The organism is Novosphingobium sp. SG919, assembly GCF_012932495.1.
GTDB classification, from domain to species: Bacteria; Pseudomonadota; Alphaproteobacteria; order Sphingomonadales; family Sphingomonadaceae; genus Novosphingobium; species Novosphingobium rhizosphaerae.
Map to the genome: position 1 here is coordinate 295,807 of NZ_JABCNG010000004.1, position 16,061 is coordinate 311,867.

A 16,061-nucleotide genomic window follows, 5' to 3' on the forward strand; every position below is an offset into this window, starting at 1 on the left:
GAAGGATACCCCCATGCTCACACCCGTTGACGATGGCCCGGCCATTGTGGCCTGCAACACTTGCCGATTGAGCGCCGACGTGCGCGAAGATGACAATGGCCAGCGCGGCGGCGCGCGCCTGCTGGAGGCGCTGCGCGCGGTGCAGCAGGGCGATGCGCGCTATGCCGGCATCGCCTTGCAGGAAATGCCCTGCCTGTTTGCCTGCAAGGACCATTGCACCGTGCACCTGCGTGCGCCGGGCAAAGTGGGTTATGTGCTGGGCCGGTTCGCGCCCGATGAAGCGGCCGCCACCGCCATTCTCGATTATGCGGCCGCCTATGCGCAAAGCGAGCATGGCCGCGTGCCGTTCAAGGAATGGCCGCAAGGCGTGAAAGGCCATTTCATCACCCGCACCCCGCCCGCCGGGTTTGTTGCGGTATGAGCGTGTTTGCCTCTCCCGCCGCCTTTGCTGCGGCGCTGGCCGATCTCTCGGCCCCTGATGCTGGTGCCATTGCTGCTGCGCGTGCGCGGCAGGCGGTCTTGACCAAGCCACGTGGATCATTGGGCCGGCTGGAAGAAATCGCCGTGTTCATGGCCGGGTGGCAAGGGCGCGAGAGGCCCGCCATCGGCCAGGGGCGCACCGCGATCTTTGCTGGCAACCACGGCTTTGCCGTGCACGGCGTCAGCGCCTTTCCGGTCAGCGTGACGGCCGCGATGGTGGCCAACTTTGCCGCCGGGGGCGCCGCGATCAACGCGCTGGCCGGGGCGGCCGGGATGGACTTGCGCGTGGTGGCGCTCGATCTCGATCGCCCCACCGCCGATTTCACGGCTGGCCCGGCGATGAGCGAAGCGGAATGCCTGGCCGCGCTCAACGCCGGGGCGGAGGTGGTGACGCCCGATCTCGATCTGTTGACGCTGGGCGAAATGGGCATTGGCAACACCACCGCCGCCGCCGCGCTCTGCACGCGCAGTTTCGGTGGCAGTGCGGCGGATTGGGCCGGGCCGGGCACTGGGCTGGATGCACGTGGCGTGGCGCGCAAGGCCATGGTGATCGAAAGCGCGCTGGCCCGGCATGCCGATGCGCCGAACCAGGCATTTGAAACCCTGCGCCGCCTGGGCGGGCGGGAAATTGCCGCCATGGCCGGCGCCGTGCTGCGCGCGCGGGCCTTGCGCATTCCGGTGGTGCTCGATGGGTTCATCACTTGCGCGGCGGTGGCGCCGCTGGCGGTTTCGGCGCCGGGGATCGTCGATCACTGCCTGGCCGGGCACTGTTCGGCGGAACCGGGCCATGTGCGTCTGCTGGCGCGGCTGGGCCTCGATCCGCTGCTCAGCCTGAACATGCGGCTGGGCGAGGGCAGCGGCGCGGCCGTGGCGGTGGGCGTGATCCGCGCCGCGCTGGCTGCCCATGCGCAGATGGCCACGTTCGACGAAGCCGGGGTGGCCGCCGGGCTGTGACCGCGTTCCTGCTGCATCTGCTGCGCCATGGCGCGCCCGAACAGGCGGGGCTGTTGCTGGGGCATCGTGACATGGCCGCCACGGCTGAAGGACTGGCCGCTTGCGTCTCCCGTGCGCAGGGCCTGCGCGTCGCAAAGGTGATCACGTCAGACCTCCAACGCTGCCGGGCAGCGGCCCAGGCCATCGCCGCGCCGCTGGGCCTGGTGGCAAAGGCCGATCCGCGCTGGCGCGAGCTGGATTTCGGCGCGTGGGACGGCATGGCCCCGGCGCAGATCGAACCGGCGGCATTGGCGGCGTTCTACCGCGATCCCGATGCCCACGCCCCGCCCGGTGGCGAGCCTTGGTCAGCCCTGCGCGTGCGCGTGGCCGACGCGCTGGCCGCGCTGGCTCCGGTCGATACCCTGGTGGTAACGCATGGCGGGGCGATGCGCGCGGCGCTGGCGGCGTTGTGCGGCTTCTCGCCGGAACAGGCCTGGGCGTTTGACTTGCCCTATGCCGGGCTGCTCAGCCTGAAGGTATGGCCCGTCAAGCCGCGCGTGGCGCAGATCGTGGGGCTGGCGGCATGAAGCGGCTGATCCTGGCAACGCAATTCCTCACCCGCCTGCCGCTGCCGCCGGTCATGGCGGATGAGGCGGACTTTGCCGCCTGCATGCGCTGGTTTCCCGCCGTGGGCCTGATCGTGGGCACTGCTGTGGCCGGCGCCGCCTGGGCGGGGGCGTGGATCGATGCGTGGACCGGCGCGCTGGCCGGCGTGGTCGCCTGGGTGTGGATCACCGGGGCGCTGCATCTCGATGGTATGGCCGACATGGCCGATGCCAGCGGCGCAGCGCACAAGGACCGCGCGCGGCTGATGGCCGTGCTGGCCGATCCCCATGTGGGCAGCTTTGGCGTGGTCGCGGTGGTCACGCAGCTTATGGCCAAACTGGTTTTGCTGCACGCCGTGGTGGTGCAGCATGGGCTGGCCGCCGTGGTGCTGGTGCCGTTCGCGGCGCGCATCGGGCCGCTGGCCTGGGCGCGCTGGCTGGTGCCGCTCCACGCCGGGCTGGGCGCGCGTTTTGCCGGGGCGGTGCGGCGGCGCGATCTGGCGCTGTGGGCCGGGGCGCTCGTGCTGGCGGCCTGGTGGCACCCTGCGCTGCTGGTGGCGGTGCCAGCCATCGCGCTGTGGGGCCGGTGGCTGGCCACGCGGATCGGCGGAATTTCGGGCGATGGCCATGGCGCCGGAATCGAATGGAACGAAGTCGTTCTATTGTTGGCGCTCTGTGTCGAGGCGCGGCTGTGGAACTGAACCGGTTCACCTGGCACGGCGGCGGGCTGGCCACGGCGCGGGGGCGCTATGGCGATGGCGATTGGCTGGACCTCTCCACCGGGATCAACCCGCGCCCCTGGCCCCACGCCGCGCAAGTGCCGGTGGATTGGCAGGCGCTGCCCGATGAAGCGGCGCTGCACGCGCTGGAGCGGGCGGCGGCAGGGCATTTCGGCTGCGCGGCCGATCATGTCTGCGCCGTGCCGGGCACCGAGATCGGGCTGCGGCTGGTGGGTGATCTGATCGGTGAGGCGGGCTTCCATGCCGCGCATGGTTATCGCACCCATGCCGCCATGCTGCGCGATTGCGTGGCGGTCGATGATCTGGCGGCAGCCGATGGCGGGCATCTGGTCATGGCCAATCCCGCCAATCCGGATGGCCGTTTGCTACCCCGCGCGGTCTTGCGCGATCTGCTGGAGCGGCGCGGGCGCAAGGGCTGGCTTTTGCTGGATGAGGCCTTTGCCGACACGCATCCTGGTGAGAGCCTGGCCGGTGACGTGGGCGAGACGCGGCGGCTGGTGGTGTTTCGCTCGTTCGGCAAGTTCTTTGGGCTAGCGGGCGTGCGGCTGGGCTTTGTGCTGGGGCCGCGTCTGCTGCTCGAACAGGTGCGGTCGCGGCTGGGGGCCTGGCCGGTGAGTGCGGCGGGGCTGGCCATCGGCACGGCGGCCTATCGCGACGCGGGCTGGATTGCGCAGGCGCGGGTCGATTTGGCCGCGCAGGCCGCCGCGCTCGATGCGGCGCTGGCGGCCAAAGGCTATGCGCCCGGCGGCATGTGCCCGTTGTTCCGCCTGGTGCGCGGCGTGGATGGGGCGGCCCTGTTCGATCGCCTTGCCCGGCAACATATCCTGACGCGGCCCTTTGCTGCGCGACCTGATTGGCTGCGGCTGGGCCTGCCCGGCGATGCAGTGGCGGTGGCGCGACTGGTGGAGGCCCTGCCCGAATGTATCGAGCCCGATCATGGCTGAACCCATGGTGCTGGCGGCGTTGTTGGTGGACGCGGCCATCGGCTGGCCCGCGCCGCTCTATGCGCGCCTGGGCCATCCGGTGGGCGGCTTTGCCCGCGTGATCGGCTGGTGCGCACGGGGTTGGAACCGGCAACACTGGAGCGCGGCACGGCGGCGAGCCATGGGCACGCTCACCGTGCTGGTGCTGCTTGTGCTGGCGATTGGCGGCGGCTGGCTGTTGCAGGCACTGGCCGGCTGGCTGTTGGGGCCATGGGCCTGGGCGGCGGTGGCCTTGCTTGCCTGGCCGGGGCTGGCTTTGCGCAGCCTGCACGATCATCTGCGCCCGGTGCAGCGCGCGCTGGCGCGTGGCGATCTGCCTGCCGCGCGGCGCGCGGTGGGGATGATCGTGGGGCGCGATACCGCCACGCTCGATTCCGCCGGCGTGGCACGCGCCGCGATCGAGAGCCTGGCCGAGAGCTTTTGCGACGGCGTGGCCGCGCCGCTGTTCTGGCTGGTCGTGGGTGGGTTGCCGGGCCTCTGGGCGTACAAGGCGATCAACACTGCCGACAGCCTGATCGGCCATCGCGAGGCGCCGTGGGGTCCGTTTGGCTGGGCGGCGGCGCGGCTGGACGATGGGATGAACCTGGTGCCGGCGCGGCTGGGGGCCGTGCTGCTGTGCCTGGCGGGTGGAGGTGGCTGGGCGGTGCTGTGGCGCGATCATGGCCGCCATGCCTCGCCCAATGCGGGATGGACCGAGGCGGCGATGGCCGGCGCCCTGGGCCTGCGGCTGGCCGGGCCAGTGGCCTATGACGGCGTGGTGCACGACAAGGCGTGGATTGGCGGGGGGGGCGCCGAGGCCGATGCGGGGGATGTGCAGCGCGCGCTGACGCTCTATCGCCGGGCCTGTGTGTTGCTGATGGCCGGGGCGGCCGCGCTGTGGGCATGGAAAGGATGATGATGGGTGCGTTGATGGTGCAGGGCACCGGGTCTGACGTGGGCAAATCGGTGCTGGTGGCGGGGCTGTGCCGCGCGGCGGCGAACCGGGGCCTGCGGGTCTTGCCGTTCAAGCCGCAGAACATGTCCAACAACGCTGCCGTCACCGCCGATGGCGGCGAGATCGGCCGGGCGCAGGCGTTGCAGGCGCTGGCCTGCCGCGTGGAATTGCACACCGACATGAACCCCGTGCTGCTCAAGCCCCAGGCCGATCACACCTCGCAACTGGTGGTCCACGGCAAAGTGCGTGGCACGCTGGGCAGCGGCAATTTCCGCATGGGCCGGGCGGCGCTGCTGCCCGAAGTTCTGGCCAGCTGGCAGCGCCTGCGCGCGCGGGCCGATCTCGTGCTGGTGGAGGGGGCGGGTTCGCCCGCCGAAATCAACCTGCGCGCCGGGGACATTGCCAACATGGGCTTTGCCCGCGCCGCCGGGGTGCCGGTGGTCCTGGTGGGCGATATCGACCGGGGCGGGGTGATCGCCGCGCTGGTGGGCACCCGCGCGGTGCTCGATGCGGAAGACGCCGCCATGATCAAGGGCTTTATCATCAACAAGTTCCGGGGCGATGTGGCGCTGTTCGAGGATGGCTATCGCCAGATCGAAGCGCTTTCGGGCTGGCGCGGGTTTGGCGTGGTGCCCTGGCTGGCGGCCAGCGCGCGGCTGCCCAGCGAAGACGCGGTCGTGCTGGAACGCCACGCCGCGCCGCGCCCCGGCGCCTTGCGCATTGCCTGCCCGATCCTGCCGCGCATTGCCAATTTCGACGATCTCGATCCGCTGAAAGGCGAAAGCGGGGTGGAGCTGGTGATGGTGCCGCCCGGCTGGCCGATCCCCGCCGATTGCGCGCTGATCGTGCTGCCCGGATCGAAAGCCACGCTGGCCGACATGGCCGCCCTGCGCGCCCAAGGCTGGGATATCGATATTCTGGCCCACCACCGGCGTGGAGGGCGCATCCTGGGCATTTGCGGCGGATACCAGATGCTGGGCCTGACGATTGCCGATCCGCTGGGCATTGAAGGGCCGCCGGGCGAAGTGGCCGGGCTGGGCCTGCTTGATGTGACGACGGTGTTGACCCCCGACAAGGCGCTGCGCCGGGTGCAGGGGCAGGCAATGGGGCAGGCGTTCACCGGGTTCGAGATGCACATGGGCGAAACGCAAGGCCCCGATTGCGCGCGGCCCTTTGCCCTGCTGGACGGCATGCGCACCGATGGGGCGATGGATGCGGCGGGGCAGGTGATCGGCAGCTATGTCCATGGCGCGCTGGGTGGGCCGGGCCTGCGCGGCGCGCTGCTGGCCTGGCTGGGCGCGCCGTCTGACGGGGCGGATCACGATGCCGTGGTGGATGCCGCGCTGGACGTGATCGCGCAGGAATTGGAGCGGCATATGGATATCGACGGATTGTTGGCCCTGGCGGCGCACGATGCCTAGCTTGTTCGTGATCGGCGGGGCGCGATCGGGCAAGAGCCGCCATGCCCAGATGCGCGCCGAAGCGAGCGGGCTGGCACCGGTCTATCTCGCCACGGCGCAGGCATTCGACGCGGAAATGACGGCGCGGATCACGCAGCACCAGGCGGAGCGGGATGGGCGCTGGCAGACGGTGGAAGCGCCGCTCGATTTGGCCGAAGCGATTGCGCGGGAAGCGGCGCCGGGCCGGGTGCTGCTGGTCGATTGCCTGACGCTGTGGCTCAGCAACCTGATGCTGGCCGAGCGGGACATGGCCGGGGCGCTCGACGCGCTAGAGCGCGCGGTGGCCGGGGCGGCGGGGCTGGTGATCCTGGTGAGCAACGAAGTGGGCCAGGGCATCGTGCCCGACAATGCCCTGGCGCGGCGCTTTCGCGACGAGGCCGGCTGGGCCAACCAGCGCATGGCGGCCTGCTGCGACGAGGCTGTGCTGGTCTGTGCGGGGCTGCCGCTAACCCTTAAAGCTCCCTCCGCTTGAGAGGAGGGGGAGTCTCAGGTCAGCGATTTACCAGTTCTTCGTCCAGCAGTTGCATCACGCGGGCTTCGTCCGGGAAGCCTTCGGCGACCCAGCGGGCTTCCACGGCGCGCAAGGTGCGGGCGACGTCTGGCCCGGCGCCAACGCCGCGCGCCACGATCTGCCCGCCCTTGAGCGGCAGGCGCGGGACAGTCCAGTCCGCCAGGTCTGCGGTGTCGCGGCCGGCGAGGGCGAGGCGGTCGATGGCTTCTGCCATGCCCAGTTCATAGGCCAGCGCGCGGGCCGGGCGCGCACCATCGAGCATGGTGCGCGCGGCGGCGCTGGCGAGGCGCTTGCGCTGGGCGGCCGACAGGCGCAGCCGGGCGGCGACTTGGTCGGCCAGCGGCGGATCGGCCGGCAGCAGCGCGGCCATGCGACGCAGCGCATCGGGGGCCAGCCCCTCGCGCGCTTCGGCCGCGATCAGCGCCGGCAGCGCGTCCGGGTTCGCCTCTGGCAAGACTTGCCCCAGCACGCCCAGCTGCGCCATGCGCGTGACGGTGGGCGCGGGATCGGGCAGGGCGAGCAGGCCCAGCAGTTCGCTGGCAATCCGCTCGCGCGAGAGGCCTTTCATCCCCGGCGCCAGCGCGGCGCAGGCAGCTTCTGCCTCAGCATCGGCGGGCAGTGAGCCGAAGCGCGCCTGGAAGCGGAAATAGCGCAGGATGCGCAGGTAATCCTCGCGGATGCGCTGCTGCGCATCGCCGATGAAGCGCACGGTGCGGGTGGAAAGGTCTGCCTCCCCGCCGAAATAGTCGCTGATTTCCAGGGTGCGCGGATCGGCATAGAGCGCGTTGATGGTGAAATCGCGCCGCGCGGCGTCTTCGTGCCATTCCTGCGAAAACGCCACGGTGGCGTGGCGCCCGTCGGTGGACACATCCCGCCGCAGGGTGGTGATTTCCACCGGGCCGCCGGGCAGCACGGCGGTGATCGTGCCATGGGCAAGGCCGGTGGGCACCTGGCGGATGCCGGCGGCCTTGAGCAGGGCCTGGGTTTCTTCCGGCCGGTGCGGCGTGGCCATGTCGATGTCTTTCACATCGATGCCCAGCAATGTGTCGCGCACCGCGCCGCCGACATAGCGGCAGGTGCCTGCCCCGTCGGGATCGAGCGCGGCCACCAGCGCGGCCAGGTCTTGGCGGGCGGTCCAGGGGGCGGCGGGCAGGGTTGTGGTCATGCGGCGGGCCATTCCAGGCGTTTGGCGAGGTTGGCGATGATTGCGGCGGTCACGCCCCAGATGCGGTGGCCCTGCCAGATCAGCTCGATCGTGCGGCCGCGCTGGCCGTTCCATTCCGCCTCTACCCAGCCGTGGCGGCGCCGGTCCATCAGCAAGGCCAGTGGCGGTTCGAACCAGCCGGCCACTTCGGCCGGATTGGGCTGGAGCGCCAGGCCTTCGGGCACCACGGCCAGAACGGGCGTAATGTCATACCCGGTGCCGGTGCGATAGCGATCGGTCGGCCCGATGACGCGCACGTCGGCCGGATCGATGCCGAGTTCCTCGTTCGCCTCGCGCAGCGCAGCTTCGACCGGTGTTTCGCCCGGTTCGATCTTGCCGCCCGGAAACGCCGCTTGGCCGGGATGGGCACGCATGTGGCTGGGGCGGTGGATCAGCAGCACGCCGGGGCCATCGGGATGATCGGCGCGGTCGGTCACGGCGATCAGCACGGCCGCCGCGCGCAAGCCGCCCGGCGGCAGCACGCGCCAATCGGCAATCAGATCGGGAGTGGGCCCTTCATGCCCGGCGCGGTGCAAGGCGCGCAGGCGGTCGAACAGCGAAGCCGTCACGCCGGCGGCACCAGGGCAAAGTGGGCCCCCCGGCTGGAAACCCCAAGCGCTTCGGGCGGGGACACATCAAGGGCATGGGCCACCAATTGGCCATAAGTGCTGCGGTTGAGGCGCGCTTCCACGCCGTGGCGCACCGCCAGGTAGAATGCGGGCACATCGGGCGTGCCGGCCACGCGCAAGGGGTGCTCGGGCCCGCACAGCACGATATCGTCGGTGTTGAGGCGGAAGGCCAGCACCGCTTCGCCAGTGGCGGGATCGTGCCGCACTTCCATGTCGATGGCGATCAGCGCGGCATCGTCCACGGCAATGGCCAGGCGCTCGTGCGGGGTAACCAGCCAGTGCTGTGCGTCCGCGTCGCGCATCAGCAGCGTGGCAAAGGCGCGGACCATGGCCGGGCGGGTGATCGGGCTGCCTTCGTGCAGCCAGGTGCCATCGGCCTGGATGCGCATGTGGCTTTCCCCGCTGTGGGCGGGGCTCCACTGGTCCAGCGGGGGCAGGCGGCGGCTTTGCGCCAGCGCGGCGATTTCGCTCAGCGAAAGACCGGCCAGCTCGGGGGGAGGATCGTAGGGCACGCCTCGCAAGTGCCAGACTTGATCAGCCCCGCCAAGGCCCCAGCATGCCTTCGGCCGGGAGAACGGCAGGATTGGCGGTGCGGCACAGCAGGCGGTGCTGCTCGAACGGCCCGGGAAGCTGCCAGCCGCCGGTGTGGGCATTGCTAAACCCGAAAAACCGTTCGTAGTATTCCGGATCGCCGATCATCACCTGCGGCAGCGGTGCGCGCGGATCGATCGCCGTCAGGCTGGCCGTGACCAGCGCCTTGCCATAGCCGCGGCTCTGCTGGCCAGGCATCACCGCCACCGGGCCGACCATGATCATCGGCACCCGGCGGCCTTCGGGCGTGGTGAGCGCCACGGGCCAGCACTGGATCGTGCCGGCGAGCATGTCCTCGTCGTCGAGCGCGGCAAACGACAGGCCAGGCAGCCATTCCAGCCCTTCGCGCAGGCGATAGGCCGTGCGCTGGCGGCGTTCCGGTTCGAATGCGGCATCGAGCAGCTCTTCGACCAGTTGCGGATCGACGTCGGCCAGGGGAATGATCGTGGACAAGGGGGCGCCTTAGGTTTTGCGGGAATCGCGAAAAGTCGCGCGGCCGATAGCTGCCGGGGGGCGGGGGTGCAAGCGATTGGGGGCCGGGCGACGGTGGGGCCGGGGCGTCGACAGGCTCAGCCCGAACGGGATTTCAGAGAATAGCTCTCCCCCCTCCGTTCGCCCTGAGCTTGTCGAAGGGCGCCGGCGCGGCGCTTGACTGCGAGGGTGCTTCCCGTTGCTGGGCTCAACTCTCGCTGAACACGAAGGGGACGGCGGCGCGGCGATAATCGTCGGGCAGGATTTCGCGGCCCAGTGGCGGCTGCGCGCGGGCCGGGCACTCGGTGCGCTGGCACAGGCGGCAGGTCACACCCACCGGCGTTGCCGGCGTTGCTTGCGGATCCGCGCCGCGGGCGGCGGCCACGCGGGGTGCGTGGGCCGCCGGGCAGACCAATGCCATCGCCCGGCGCACCGGGGGAAGGCCGGGACCGGTGGGCACGTCCACGGTGCGAGCGACCGAAAAGAAGCGCTCGCCATGGGGCATTTCCAGCCATTGGGTCAGCACTTCACCAGGCCGGGCAAAGGCCTGGTGCAGGGTCCACAGCGGGCAGCCGCCGCCCCCTGCGGCCGAGGGCGCGGCAAACGGAAAACCGGCGCCGTCCATGCGCCGCGTAACGTTGCCGGCGCTGTCCTGCTCCACCAGGAAGAACGGCACGCCTTCGTGGCCGGGCTTGTTCAGCGTGGCAAGGCGCAGCGCGGCGTGCTGCCATTCCAGGCCGAACAGGTCTGCCAGCGCCTGCGGATCGTGGCCGAGGGCCTGCGCGGCGCGGGCAATGCGGTCATAGGGCATGAGCAGCGCCGCCGCGCCCAGCTCGGCCAGGGCGCGGCGCACCAGTTGCGCGGCGGTGGCGCTGGCAAAGCTTTCGCCGCGCACGATCGCGGCGATATCGGGGCGCAGGCTGGTATAGGCAATGTGCAGGCCGATCTGCCAGGCGCGGCGCTGGGGCCCCAGGCACTCGTCGAGCAGGAGCTGTTCGTTGTGCCGGTCATAGCGGGCCAGCGCGCCCATCATCACGCTGGCCGGCATGGCGCGCACGCGCACACCGGCCTGGCGCAGCCATTCGGCACTACCGCCTGCGCCGTCGATTTCGGTGGCCAAGGCTTCGGCGCGGGTTTCGAGCGCGGCAAACCAGTGCTGCCGCGCGCCCATGAAGCGCCGCGCTTCGCCCATCGGGTCCGCAGCCGGGGTGGCGGCATGGGCCTCGCGCCCTTCTGCCAGGGCCTGATTCGCGCGGGCATAGGCGCCGTGCAGGCGCAGCATCGCCTCGGTCATGCCGGGGAAGCTGGTGGCGAGGTCTGCCACTTCCAGCGCGGGCAGGTCGATTTCGGCAAAGAGCGGATCGCGCAGCGCCTCGGCCAGGCGGCGGGCGTGATCGTCGCGGTCCTGGGCGGCGAGGTCGGCCATGTCGAGCCGATAGGTGGCGGCAAGGCGCAACAGCAGGTCGGCCGTCAACGGGCGCTGGTTGCGCTCGATCAGGGCGATGTAGCTGGGCGAAACGCCCATGTCCTCGGCCATGGCCTGTTGCGTAAGGCCGAGTTCGCGGCGCAGGCGCTTGATGCGCGGGCCCAGGTAGAGCGGGCGGGATGGGGCGGATGGTCGGGCCATGGCGGCATCTTGTCAGGCCTGTACAACTTTACAAGCAAAAGCTGTAAAGTTTGACAACATGACCCCGTAACGCATTCCGCAGTGCATCATGCAGCAGTAATTCCGGTTGCAGCGAAGGATCACGCATACCGGAAGGGGCACATGCCATGACGTACCAGCAATCGATCATCGAGGCCGATCGCACGATCACGCCCAATACCCATTGGGACGGCATCGCCGCCGAGAGCGTGGCGCGCATGCGCCTGCAGAACCGCTTTCGCACCGGGCTGGACATCGCGCGCTACACCGCCGCGATCATGCGCCGCGACATGGCTGCCTATGATGCCGATCCGGCCAACTACACCCAATCGCTGGGCTGCTGGCACGGCTTCATCGGCCAGCAGAAGATGATTTCCATCAAGAAGCACTTCGGCACCACCAAGGGGCGCTACCTCTACCTGTCGGGCTGGATGGTCGCCGCGCTGCGCAGCGAATTCGGGCCGCTGCCCGACCAGTCGATGCACGAGAAGACCAGCGTTTCCGCGTTGATCGAAGAGCTTTACACGTTCCTGCGCCAGGCCGATGCGCGTGAATTGAACCAGCTGTTCCGCGATCTGGACGCGGCGCGCGCGGCAGGTGATCAGGTGCGTGCGGCCAAGATCCAGCACGATATAGACACCCACGAAACGCACATCGTGCCGATCGTGGCCGATATCGACGCCGGGTTCGGCAACGCCGAGGCGACGTATCTTTTGGCCAAGAAGTTCATCGAGGCGGGCGCCTGCTGCATCCAGATCGAAAACCAGGTTTCCGATGAAAAGCAGTGCGGCCACCAGGATGGCAAGGTCACCGTTCCGCACGAGGACTTCATCGCCAAGATCCGCGCGGTCCGTTACGCGTTCCTCGAACTGGGCGTGGACGATGGCGTGATCGTGGCGCGGACGGACTCGCTGGGTGCGGGCCTGACCAAGCAGATCGCCTTCACCCGCGAAGCCGGCGACATCGGCGACCAGTACAACAGTTTCCTCGATTGCGAGCCGGTCGATGCCGCCACGCTGGGCCATGGCGACGTGCTGATCACCCGCGACGGGCAGCTGGTGAAGCCCAAGCGCCTGCCTTCGAACCTCTATCAGTTCCGCCCCGGCACCGGGGAAGACCGCTGCGTGCTCGATTGCATCAACAGCCTGCAGAACGGCGCGGACCTGCTGTGGATCGAAACCGAAAAGCCGCACATCGGCCAGATCGGCGGGATGGTTTCGCGCATCCGGGAAGTTATCCCCAATGCCAAGCTGGTCTACAACAACTCGCCCAGCTTCAACTGGACGCTCAATTTCCGCCAGCAGGTCTTCGATGCCTGGGCGGCGGAAGGCAAGGACCTGAGCGGCTATGACCGGGCGCGGCTGATGAGCGTGGACTATGACGAAACGCCGCTGGCGGCAGAGGCCGACGAGCGCATCCGCACGTTCCAGCGCGATGCGGCGCGCGAAGCCGGCATCTTCCACCACCTGATCACGCTGCCGACCTATCATACGGCCGCGCTCAGCACCGACAACCTGGCCCGCGAATACTTCGGCGAGGCCGGCATGCTGGGCTACGTCAAGGGCGTGCAGCGCCAGGAAATCCGCCAGGGCATTGCCTGCGTCAAGCACCAGGCCATGGCCGGGTCGGACATCGGCGACGATCACAAGGAATACTTCGCCCGCGAAGCCGCGCTCAAGGCCGGCGGCGCACACAACACGATGAACCAGTTCGCGGCCTGAGCCGGGCCAAGAATCAAGAGAAGCGAACCCAACACGAAGGAGAAGGACAATGGCTGAACCTGCCCGTGCCCGTGCAGTCCTCTCGACCGAGGACTTCAAGCTGATCCGCGAGGCCGTGCTGCACTACCTCAAGGATATCGAGGACAAGCCCGAATCGGTGAAGTTCTCGCACCTCTATCACCGCCTCGGCAGCGCCATCGGGCGCTAAGCCGCAGGATCGGACGACTTCGCTTTTCCTGGGGAGGAAAGGCTGGCCCGTCGCACGCCCAAGGGCGCGCGGCGGGCCTTCTTCTTGGCCGGGGCTTTGCGTGCTCGACAGGCCAAGGAAATCTTGGGCAGCCTTCAGCATTTCTCGAATGACCTTTATCAACCGAATCAGTAGAGAAAATGCATCGGCATGTCCGATCGCGGCTTTTGATCCTGCCAGCTTGCTCCGCGTCACCAAAAGCTAAAGCGCACGAAAGCGAGGCCATGTGGCCAGGTTCGTGTTCGGCCCCGTAAAAAGGAGAATGCGAATGTCCCGTTTGCTTGCCCAGCCCAAATTGGCCCGCCGAATTTCCCGGCAGCCGGCATCCCTTCGCGTTGCCGCGCCCCTGCCGCACCCTTCGTGGGGCACGCTGGGCGCCGCGCGGCCGGATGGCGAACGGCCCAGCACGGCGGAGGAATTTTTCCGCCGGCTGGGCCTGTGACGACAAGACCCCTGTAGAAAACCCCAAGGGTGCGCTTGCCCGCCTGAAACCGATTGTTCACGATAGAGGCCCATGAAGTCTGCGTTGATCATCCGCCACGTGCCCTACGAAGGGGTGGCCGGCTATCGTCAGCCGATCGAAGAGGCCGGTTATGTGGTTGACCGGATCGATGTGTCCGATCCGGCCTTTCCGGCGCTGGACCTGCGCGAGCCCGACCTGCTGATCATGATGGGCGGGCCGATGGGCATCTATGACCAGATCGAGCATCCCTGGATCCGCTGCCAGATGCGCCGCCTGGCACTGCGCCTGGCAGCTGACCGGCCCACGCTGGGCGTGTGCTTTGGCGCGCAGATGATTGCCGCAGCGCTGGGCGCGGATGTCTATCGCGGCCATGCCAAGGAAGTGGGTTTCCACCCCGTGCAGGTGCACGTTGCCGACAGCCCGCTGCGCCATGTTGCCGGCGTGCCGGTGCTGCATTGGCATGGTGATACCTTCACGCTGCCACCCAATGCGGAACTGCTGGCGTCAAGCCATGTCTATGCCCACCAGGCGTTTCGCCGTGGCAAGAACCTGCTGGCCCTGCAATTCCACGCCGAAATGGGCGAAGATCCGCGGTTTGACGCCTGGATCGAGCAATCCCCCGAGGATGTCTCGGCCGCCGGCCACACCGAGGCCTCGCTGCGCCACGCGCACGATGCCCACGGCGGTGGCGCGGTTCAGGCCGGCCGGGCGATGATCGGGGAATGGCTGGCAGGATTGGCTTAGGGCCTGTGTGGATTTAGCCCATGGCGGGCTACGAACGGCCGCTTTTCGCGCTTCCGGTGCTCACGTACCGAAAGTACGCTGCGCTCCGGGTCACGAAAATCAGCCATTCTCGCTCCACCCTGACCTAAATCCCCACAGGCCCTAGGCCCGCTTCAGCGCCGGCGCAGTTCCGTCACGATGCGCTGCGTGCGCGCGTCTGCCTTGGCCGAATGCACCACGAACAGCGCGTGCACCACACCGGGAATCCAGAACAAAAGGCACAGGAACAGGTTGAGCACCGCCTGGAATGGCTTGCCCACCAGCAACAGCGCGAGCGGCGGAAACAGGATCGCCACAAGGTAGAGCACGGCATTCTCCGGGATTTCGGTTGCGAGCCTGTTGAAGATAGGAAGCCGGCGACGGCGGGCAATGCCTTGTCGATGAAGGGCCGATGGGCGTCGGCAGGCGATAGGCATCAAAGCCCATCCCGCCACGCTGCCAGGCGCGCCACCGCTTCCTCCACCATCGCGGCCGGCTTGCAGTGGCACAGCCGCACGATGTGGCGCGGCGCGGGCGGCCCTTCCCAGAGGGCCGACAGCGGGATCGTGGCAACCCCGGCTTCGGCCACTGCGCGGGTGGCAAAGGTGGTGTCATCCAGGGTGAAGCCGCTTTGCGCCAGGTCGATGCAGGAAAACCACGTGGCCGTGCCCGGCAGCACGGCAAAGCCATGGGCCACAAGGGCGCGCAGCAGCGCCGCGCGGGAAGCGGCCCAGTCGGCCACCTGGCTATCGATCAGCGCGTCATCGGCCAGCCCCTCGGCCACGGCCCATTGCAGCATCGGCGGCGTGGTGAAGGTCAGGAACTGGTGCGCACGGGCCACCACGGCCGCCAGCGCCGGATCGGCCACCAGCCAACCCACTTTCCAGCCCGTGGCGCCGAAGATCTTGCCGGCCGAACCGATCTTGATGGTGCGGGTGGCCATGCCCGGCTCGGCCATCAGCGACGCGTGAGGCTGGCTATCAAAGCGCACCACTTCCCACACCTCGTCGCAGATGGCGACAAGATTGGCCTTCACGCACAGTGCAGCCAATGCGGCACGCTCGGCGGCGGTGGTCACGGTGCCGGTGGGATTGAGCGGATCGTTGAGAATGAGCGCGCGCGTTCGTGGCGTGATCGCGGCGTGCAAGGCGTCGATCGGCATGGCCCAGGCCGGCGGGCTGAGAGCGACGAACACCGGCATGCCCCCGGCGCGGCGCACCAACGGGGCATAGGCGTCATAGGCCGGGGCCAGCACCAGCACCTCGTCACCGGGCTGCACCGTGGCCAGGATTGCGGCGGCCACCGCCTCCGTCGCGCCCGAGGTGACAATCACGTGCTCGCGCGACAGGGCCAGGCCCTGGCGCCGGCCATAGAACGCGGCCACGCCATCGCGCAGTTCGGGTACGCCGGCCATCGGCGGATATTGCTGCGATCGTTCTGCCATGGCGCGCGCGGCGGCCTGCGCCAGGGCGGGCGGGGGCGGCCCATCGGGAAAGCCCTGGCCCAGGTTGATCGCCCCGTGTTGCCGCGCCAGGCCCGACATGGCCTCGAAAATCGTGGTCGGCATCTGGGCGTACAGCGGGTTCAGGCACGGCGTGGTCATGGCGGCTATTCTATGCGCGCGACACTGCGCGGCAAGGGCCGTTGCACTGCGATCACAATTTGCTAGCGTGGCTGGCAAC

General features: G+C 69.0%; 19 protein-coding genes. 12 read left to right on the forward strand and 7 right to left on the reverse strand.

Annotated features, from left to right (window positions below; genetic code table 11):
- Positions 1-13: 13 nt before the first annotated feature.
- From FHT19_RS16850 to cobU, 8 genes are read left to right on the forward strand one after another with little or no spacing between them, the layout of a single operon-like run.
- Complete coding sequence (locus FHT19_RS16850; RefSeq protein ID WP_169476004.1) at positions 14-421, forward strand: DUF1636 domain-containing protein; 408 nt, start codon at positions 14-16, stop codon at positions 419-421.
- Positions 418-1,434: a nicotinate-nucleotide--dimethylbenzimidazole phosphoribosyltransferase gene (gene cobT, locus FHT19_RS16855; RefSeq protein ID WP_169476005.1), complete on the forward strand. Its 1,017-nt coding sequence runs from the start codon at positions 418-420 to the stop codon at positions 1,432-1,434. Before FHT19_RS16850 ends, cobT begins: the two co-directional genes overlap by 4 nt.
- A complete protein-coding gene (locus tag FHT19_RS16860; protein WP_169476006.1) occupies positions 1,431-2,000 on the forward strand; it encodes a histidine phosphatase family protein in 570 nt (189 codons plus the stop codon). The genes cobT and FHT19_RS16860 overlap by 4 nt, the downstream gene beginning before the upstream one ends.
- Complete coding sequence (cobS, locus tag FHT19_RS16865) at positions 1,997-2,719, forward strand: adenosylcobinamide-GDP ribazoletransferase (protein ID WP_169476007.1); 723 nt, start codon at positions 1,997-1,999, stop codon at positions 2,717-2,719. Before FHT19_RS16860 ends, cobS begins: the two co-directional genes overlap by 4 nt.
- On the forward strand, positions 2,716-3,702 hold the full coding sequence (locus FHT19_RS16870) for an aminotransferase class I/II-fold pyridoxal phosphate-dependent enzyme (protein WP_248290541.1): 987 nt from the start codon (positions 2,716-2,718) through the stop codon (positions 3,700-3,702). Before cobS ends, FHT19_RS16870 begins: the two co-directional genes overlap by 4 nt.
- Positions 3,695-4,636: an adenosylcobinamide-phosphate synthase CbiB gene (gene cbiB / locus FHT19_RS16875; protein ID WP_169476009.1), complete on the forward strand. Its 942-nt coding sequence runs from the start codon at positions 3,695-3,697 to the stop codon at positions 4,634-4,636. The genes FHT19_RS16870 and cbiB overlap by 8 nt, the downstream gene beginning before the upstream one ends.
- 2 nt (positions 4,637-4,638) lie before the next feature.
- Positions 4,639-6,096: a cobyric acid synthase gene (locus tag FHT19_RS16880; RefSeq protein ID WP_169476184.1), complete on the forward strand. Its 1,458-nt coding sequence runs from the start codon at positions 4,639-4,641 to the stop codon at positions 6,094-6,096.
- A complete protein-coding gene (cobU, locus tag FHT19_RS16885) occupies positions 6,089-6,607 on the forward strand; it encodes a bifunctional adenosylcobinamide kinase/adenosylcobinamide-phosphate guanylyltransferase (protein WP_169476010.1) in 519 nt (172 codons plus the stop codon). Before FHT19_RS16880 ends, cobU begins: the two co-directional genes overlap by 8 nt.
- Before the next feature lie 19 nt (positions 6,608-6,626).
- Here cobU and FHT19_RS16890 read toward each other — a convergent pair whose 3' ends face one another.
- The 5 genes from FHT19_RS16890 to FHT19_RS16910 all read right to left on the reverse strand — a co-directional run bounded on the left by FHT19_RS16890 (position 6,627) and on the right by FHT19_RS16910 (position 11,168).
- Complete coding sequence (locus FHT19_RS16890; RefSeq protein ID WP_169476011.1) at positions 6,627-7,811, reverse strand: CCA tRNA nucleotidyltransferase; 1,185 nt, start codon at positions 7,809-7,811, stop codon at positions 6,627-6,629.
- Positions 7,808-8,419 (reverse strand): CoA pyrophosphatase, encoded by a 612-nt coding sequence (locus FHT19_RS16895; protein ID WP_169476012.1) that lies wholly within the window; start codon positions 8,417-8,419, stop codon positions 7,808-7,810. Before FHT19_RS16895 ends, FHT19_RS16890 begins: the two co-directional genes overlap by 4 nt.
- Positions 8,416-8,991, reverse strand: a complete 576-nt coding sequence (locus tag FHT19_RS16900; protein WP_169476013.1) for a DUF1285 domain-containing protein — start codon at positions 8,989-8,991, stop codon at positions 8,416-8,418. Before FHT19_RS16900 ends, FHT19_RS16895 begins: the two co-directional genes overlap by 4 nt.
- Before the next feature lie 22 nt (positions 8,992-9,013).
- Positions 9,014-9,523: an N-acetyltransferase gene (locus tag FHT19_RS16905; RefSeq protein ID WP_169476014.1), complete on the reverse strand. Its 510-nt coding sequence runs from the start codon at positions 9,521-9,523 to the stop codon at positions 9,014-9,016.
- A 226-nt stretch (positions 9,524-9,749) separates the two neighbouring features.
- The gene (locus tag FHT19_RS16910) at positions 9,750-11,168 is read right to left on the reverse strand and encodes a helix-turn-helix transcriptional regulator (RefSeq protein WP_169476015.1); all 1,419 of its coding nucleotides are present in this window, start codon (positions 11,166-11,168) and stop codon (positions 9,750-9,752) included.
- A gap of 146 nt (positions 11,169-11,314) precedes the next feature.
- Here FHT19_RS16910 and FHT19_RS16915 point away from each other — a divergent pair, with 146 nt between their 5' ends.
- From FHT19_RS16915 to FHT19_RS16930, 4 genes are all read left to right on the forward strand, one after another.
- Positions 11,315-12,907, forward strand: coding sequence for an isocitrate lyase (locus tag FHT19_RS16915; protein WP_169476016.1), 1,593 nt, complete (start codon positions 11,315-11,317; stop codon positions 12,905-12,907).
- Between the two features lie 49 nt (positions 12,908-12,956).
- On the forward strand, positions 12,957-13,115 hold the full coding sequence (locus FHT19_RS16920) for a hypothetical protein (protein ID WP_168556822.1): 159 nt from the start codon (positions 12,957-12,959) through the stop codon (positions 13,113-13,115).
- A gap of 307 nt (positions 13,116-13,422) precedes the next feature.
- Positions 13,423-13,596 carry a hypothetical protein gene (locus FHT19_RS16925; RefSeq protein ID WP_168556823.1) on the forward strand — a complete coding sequence of 58 codons (174 nt, stop codon included), beginning with the start codon at positions 13,423-13,425 and terminating at the stop codon, positions 13,594-13,596.
- A gap of 72 nt (positions 13,597-13,668) precedes the next feature.
- Positions 13,669-14,361: a glutamine amidotransferase gene (locus FHT19_RS16930; RefSeq protein ID WP_168556824.1), complete on the forward strand. Its 693-nt coding sequence runs from the start codon at positions 13,669-13,671 to the stop codon at positions 14,359-14,361.
- 152 nt (positions 14,362-14,513) lie between these two features.
- Here the strand turns inward: FHT19_RS16930 and FHT19_RS24780 are convergent, their stop codons facing one another.
- Positions 14,514-14,708, reverse strand: a complete 195-nt coding sequence (locus FHT19_RS24780; RefSeq protein ID WP_168556825.1) for a YqaE/Pmp3 family membrane protein — start codon at positions 14,706-14,708, stop codon at positions 14,514-14,516.
- A 107-nt stretch (positions 14,709-14,815) separates the two neighbouring features.
- On the reverse strand, positions 14,816-15,982 hold the full coding sequence (locus tag FHT19_RS16940; protein WP_169476017.1) for an aminotransferase: 1,167 nt from the start codon (positions 15,980-15,982) through the stop codon (positions 14,816-14,818).
- Between the last annotated feature and the right edge of the window lie 79 nt (positions 15,983-16,061).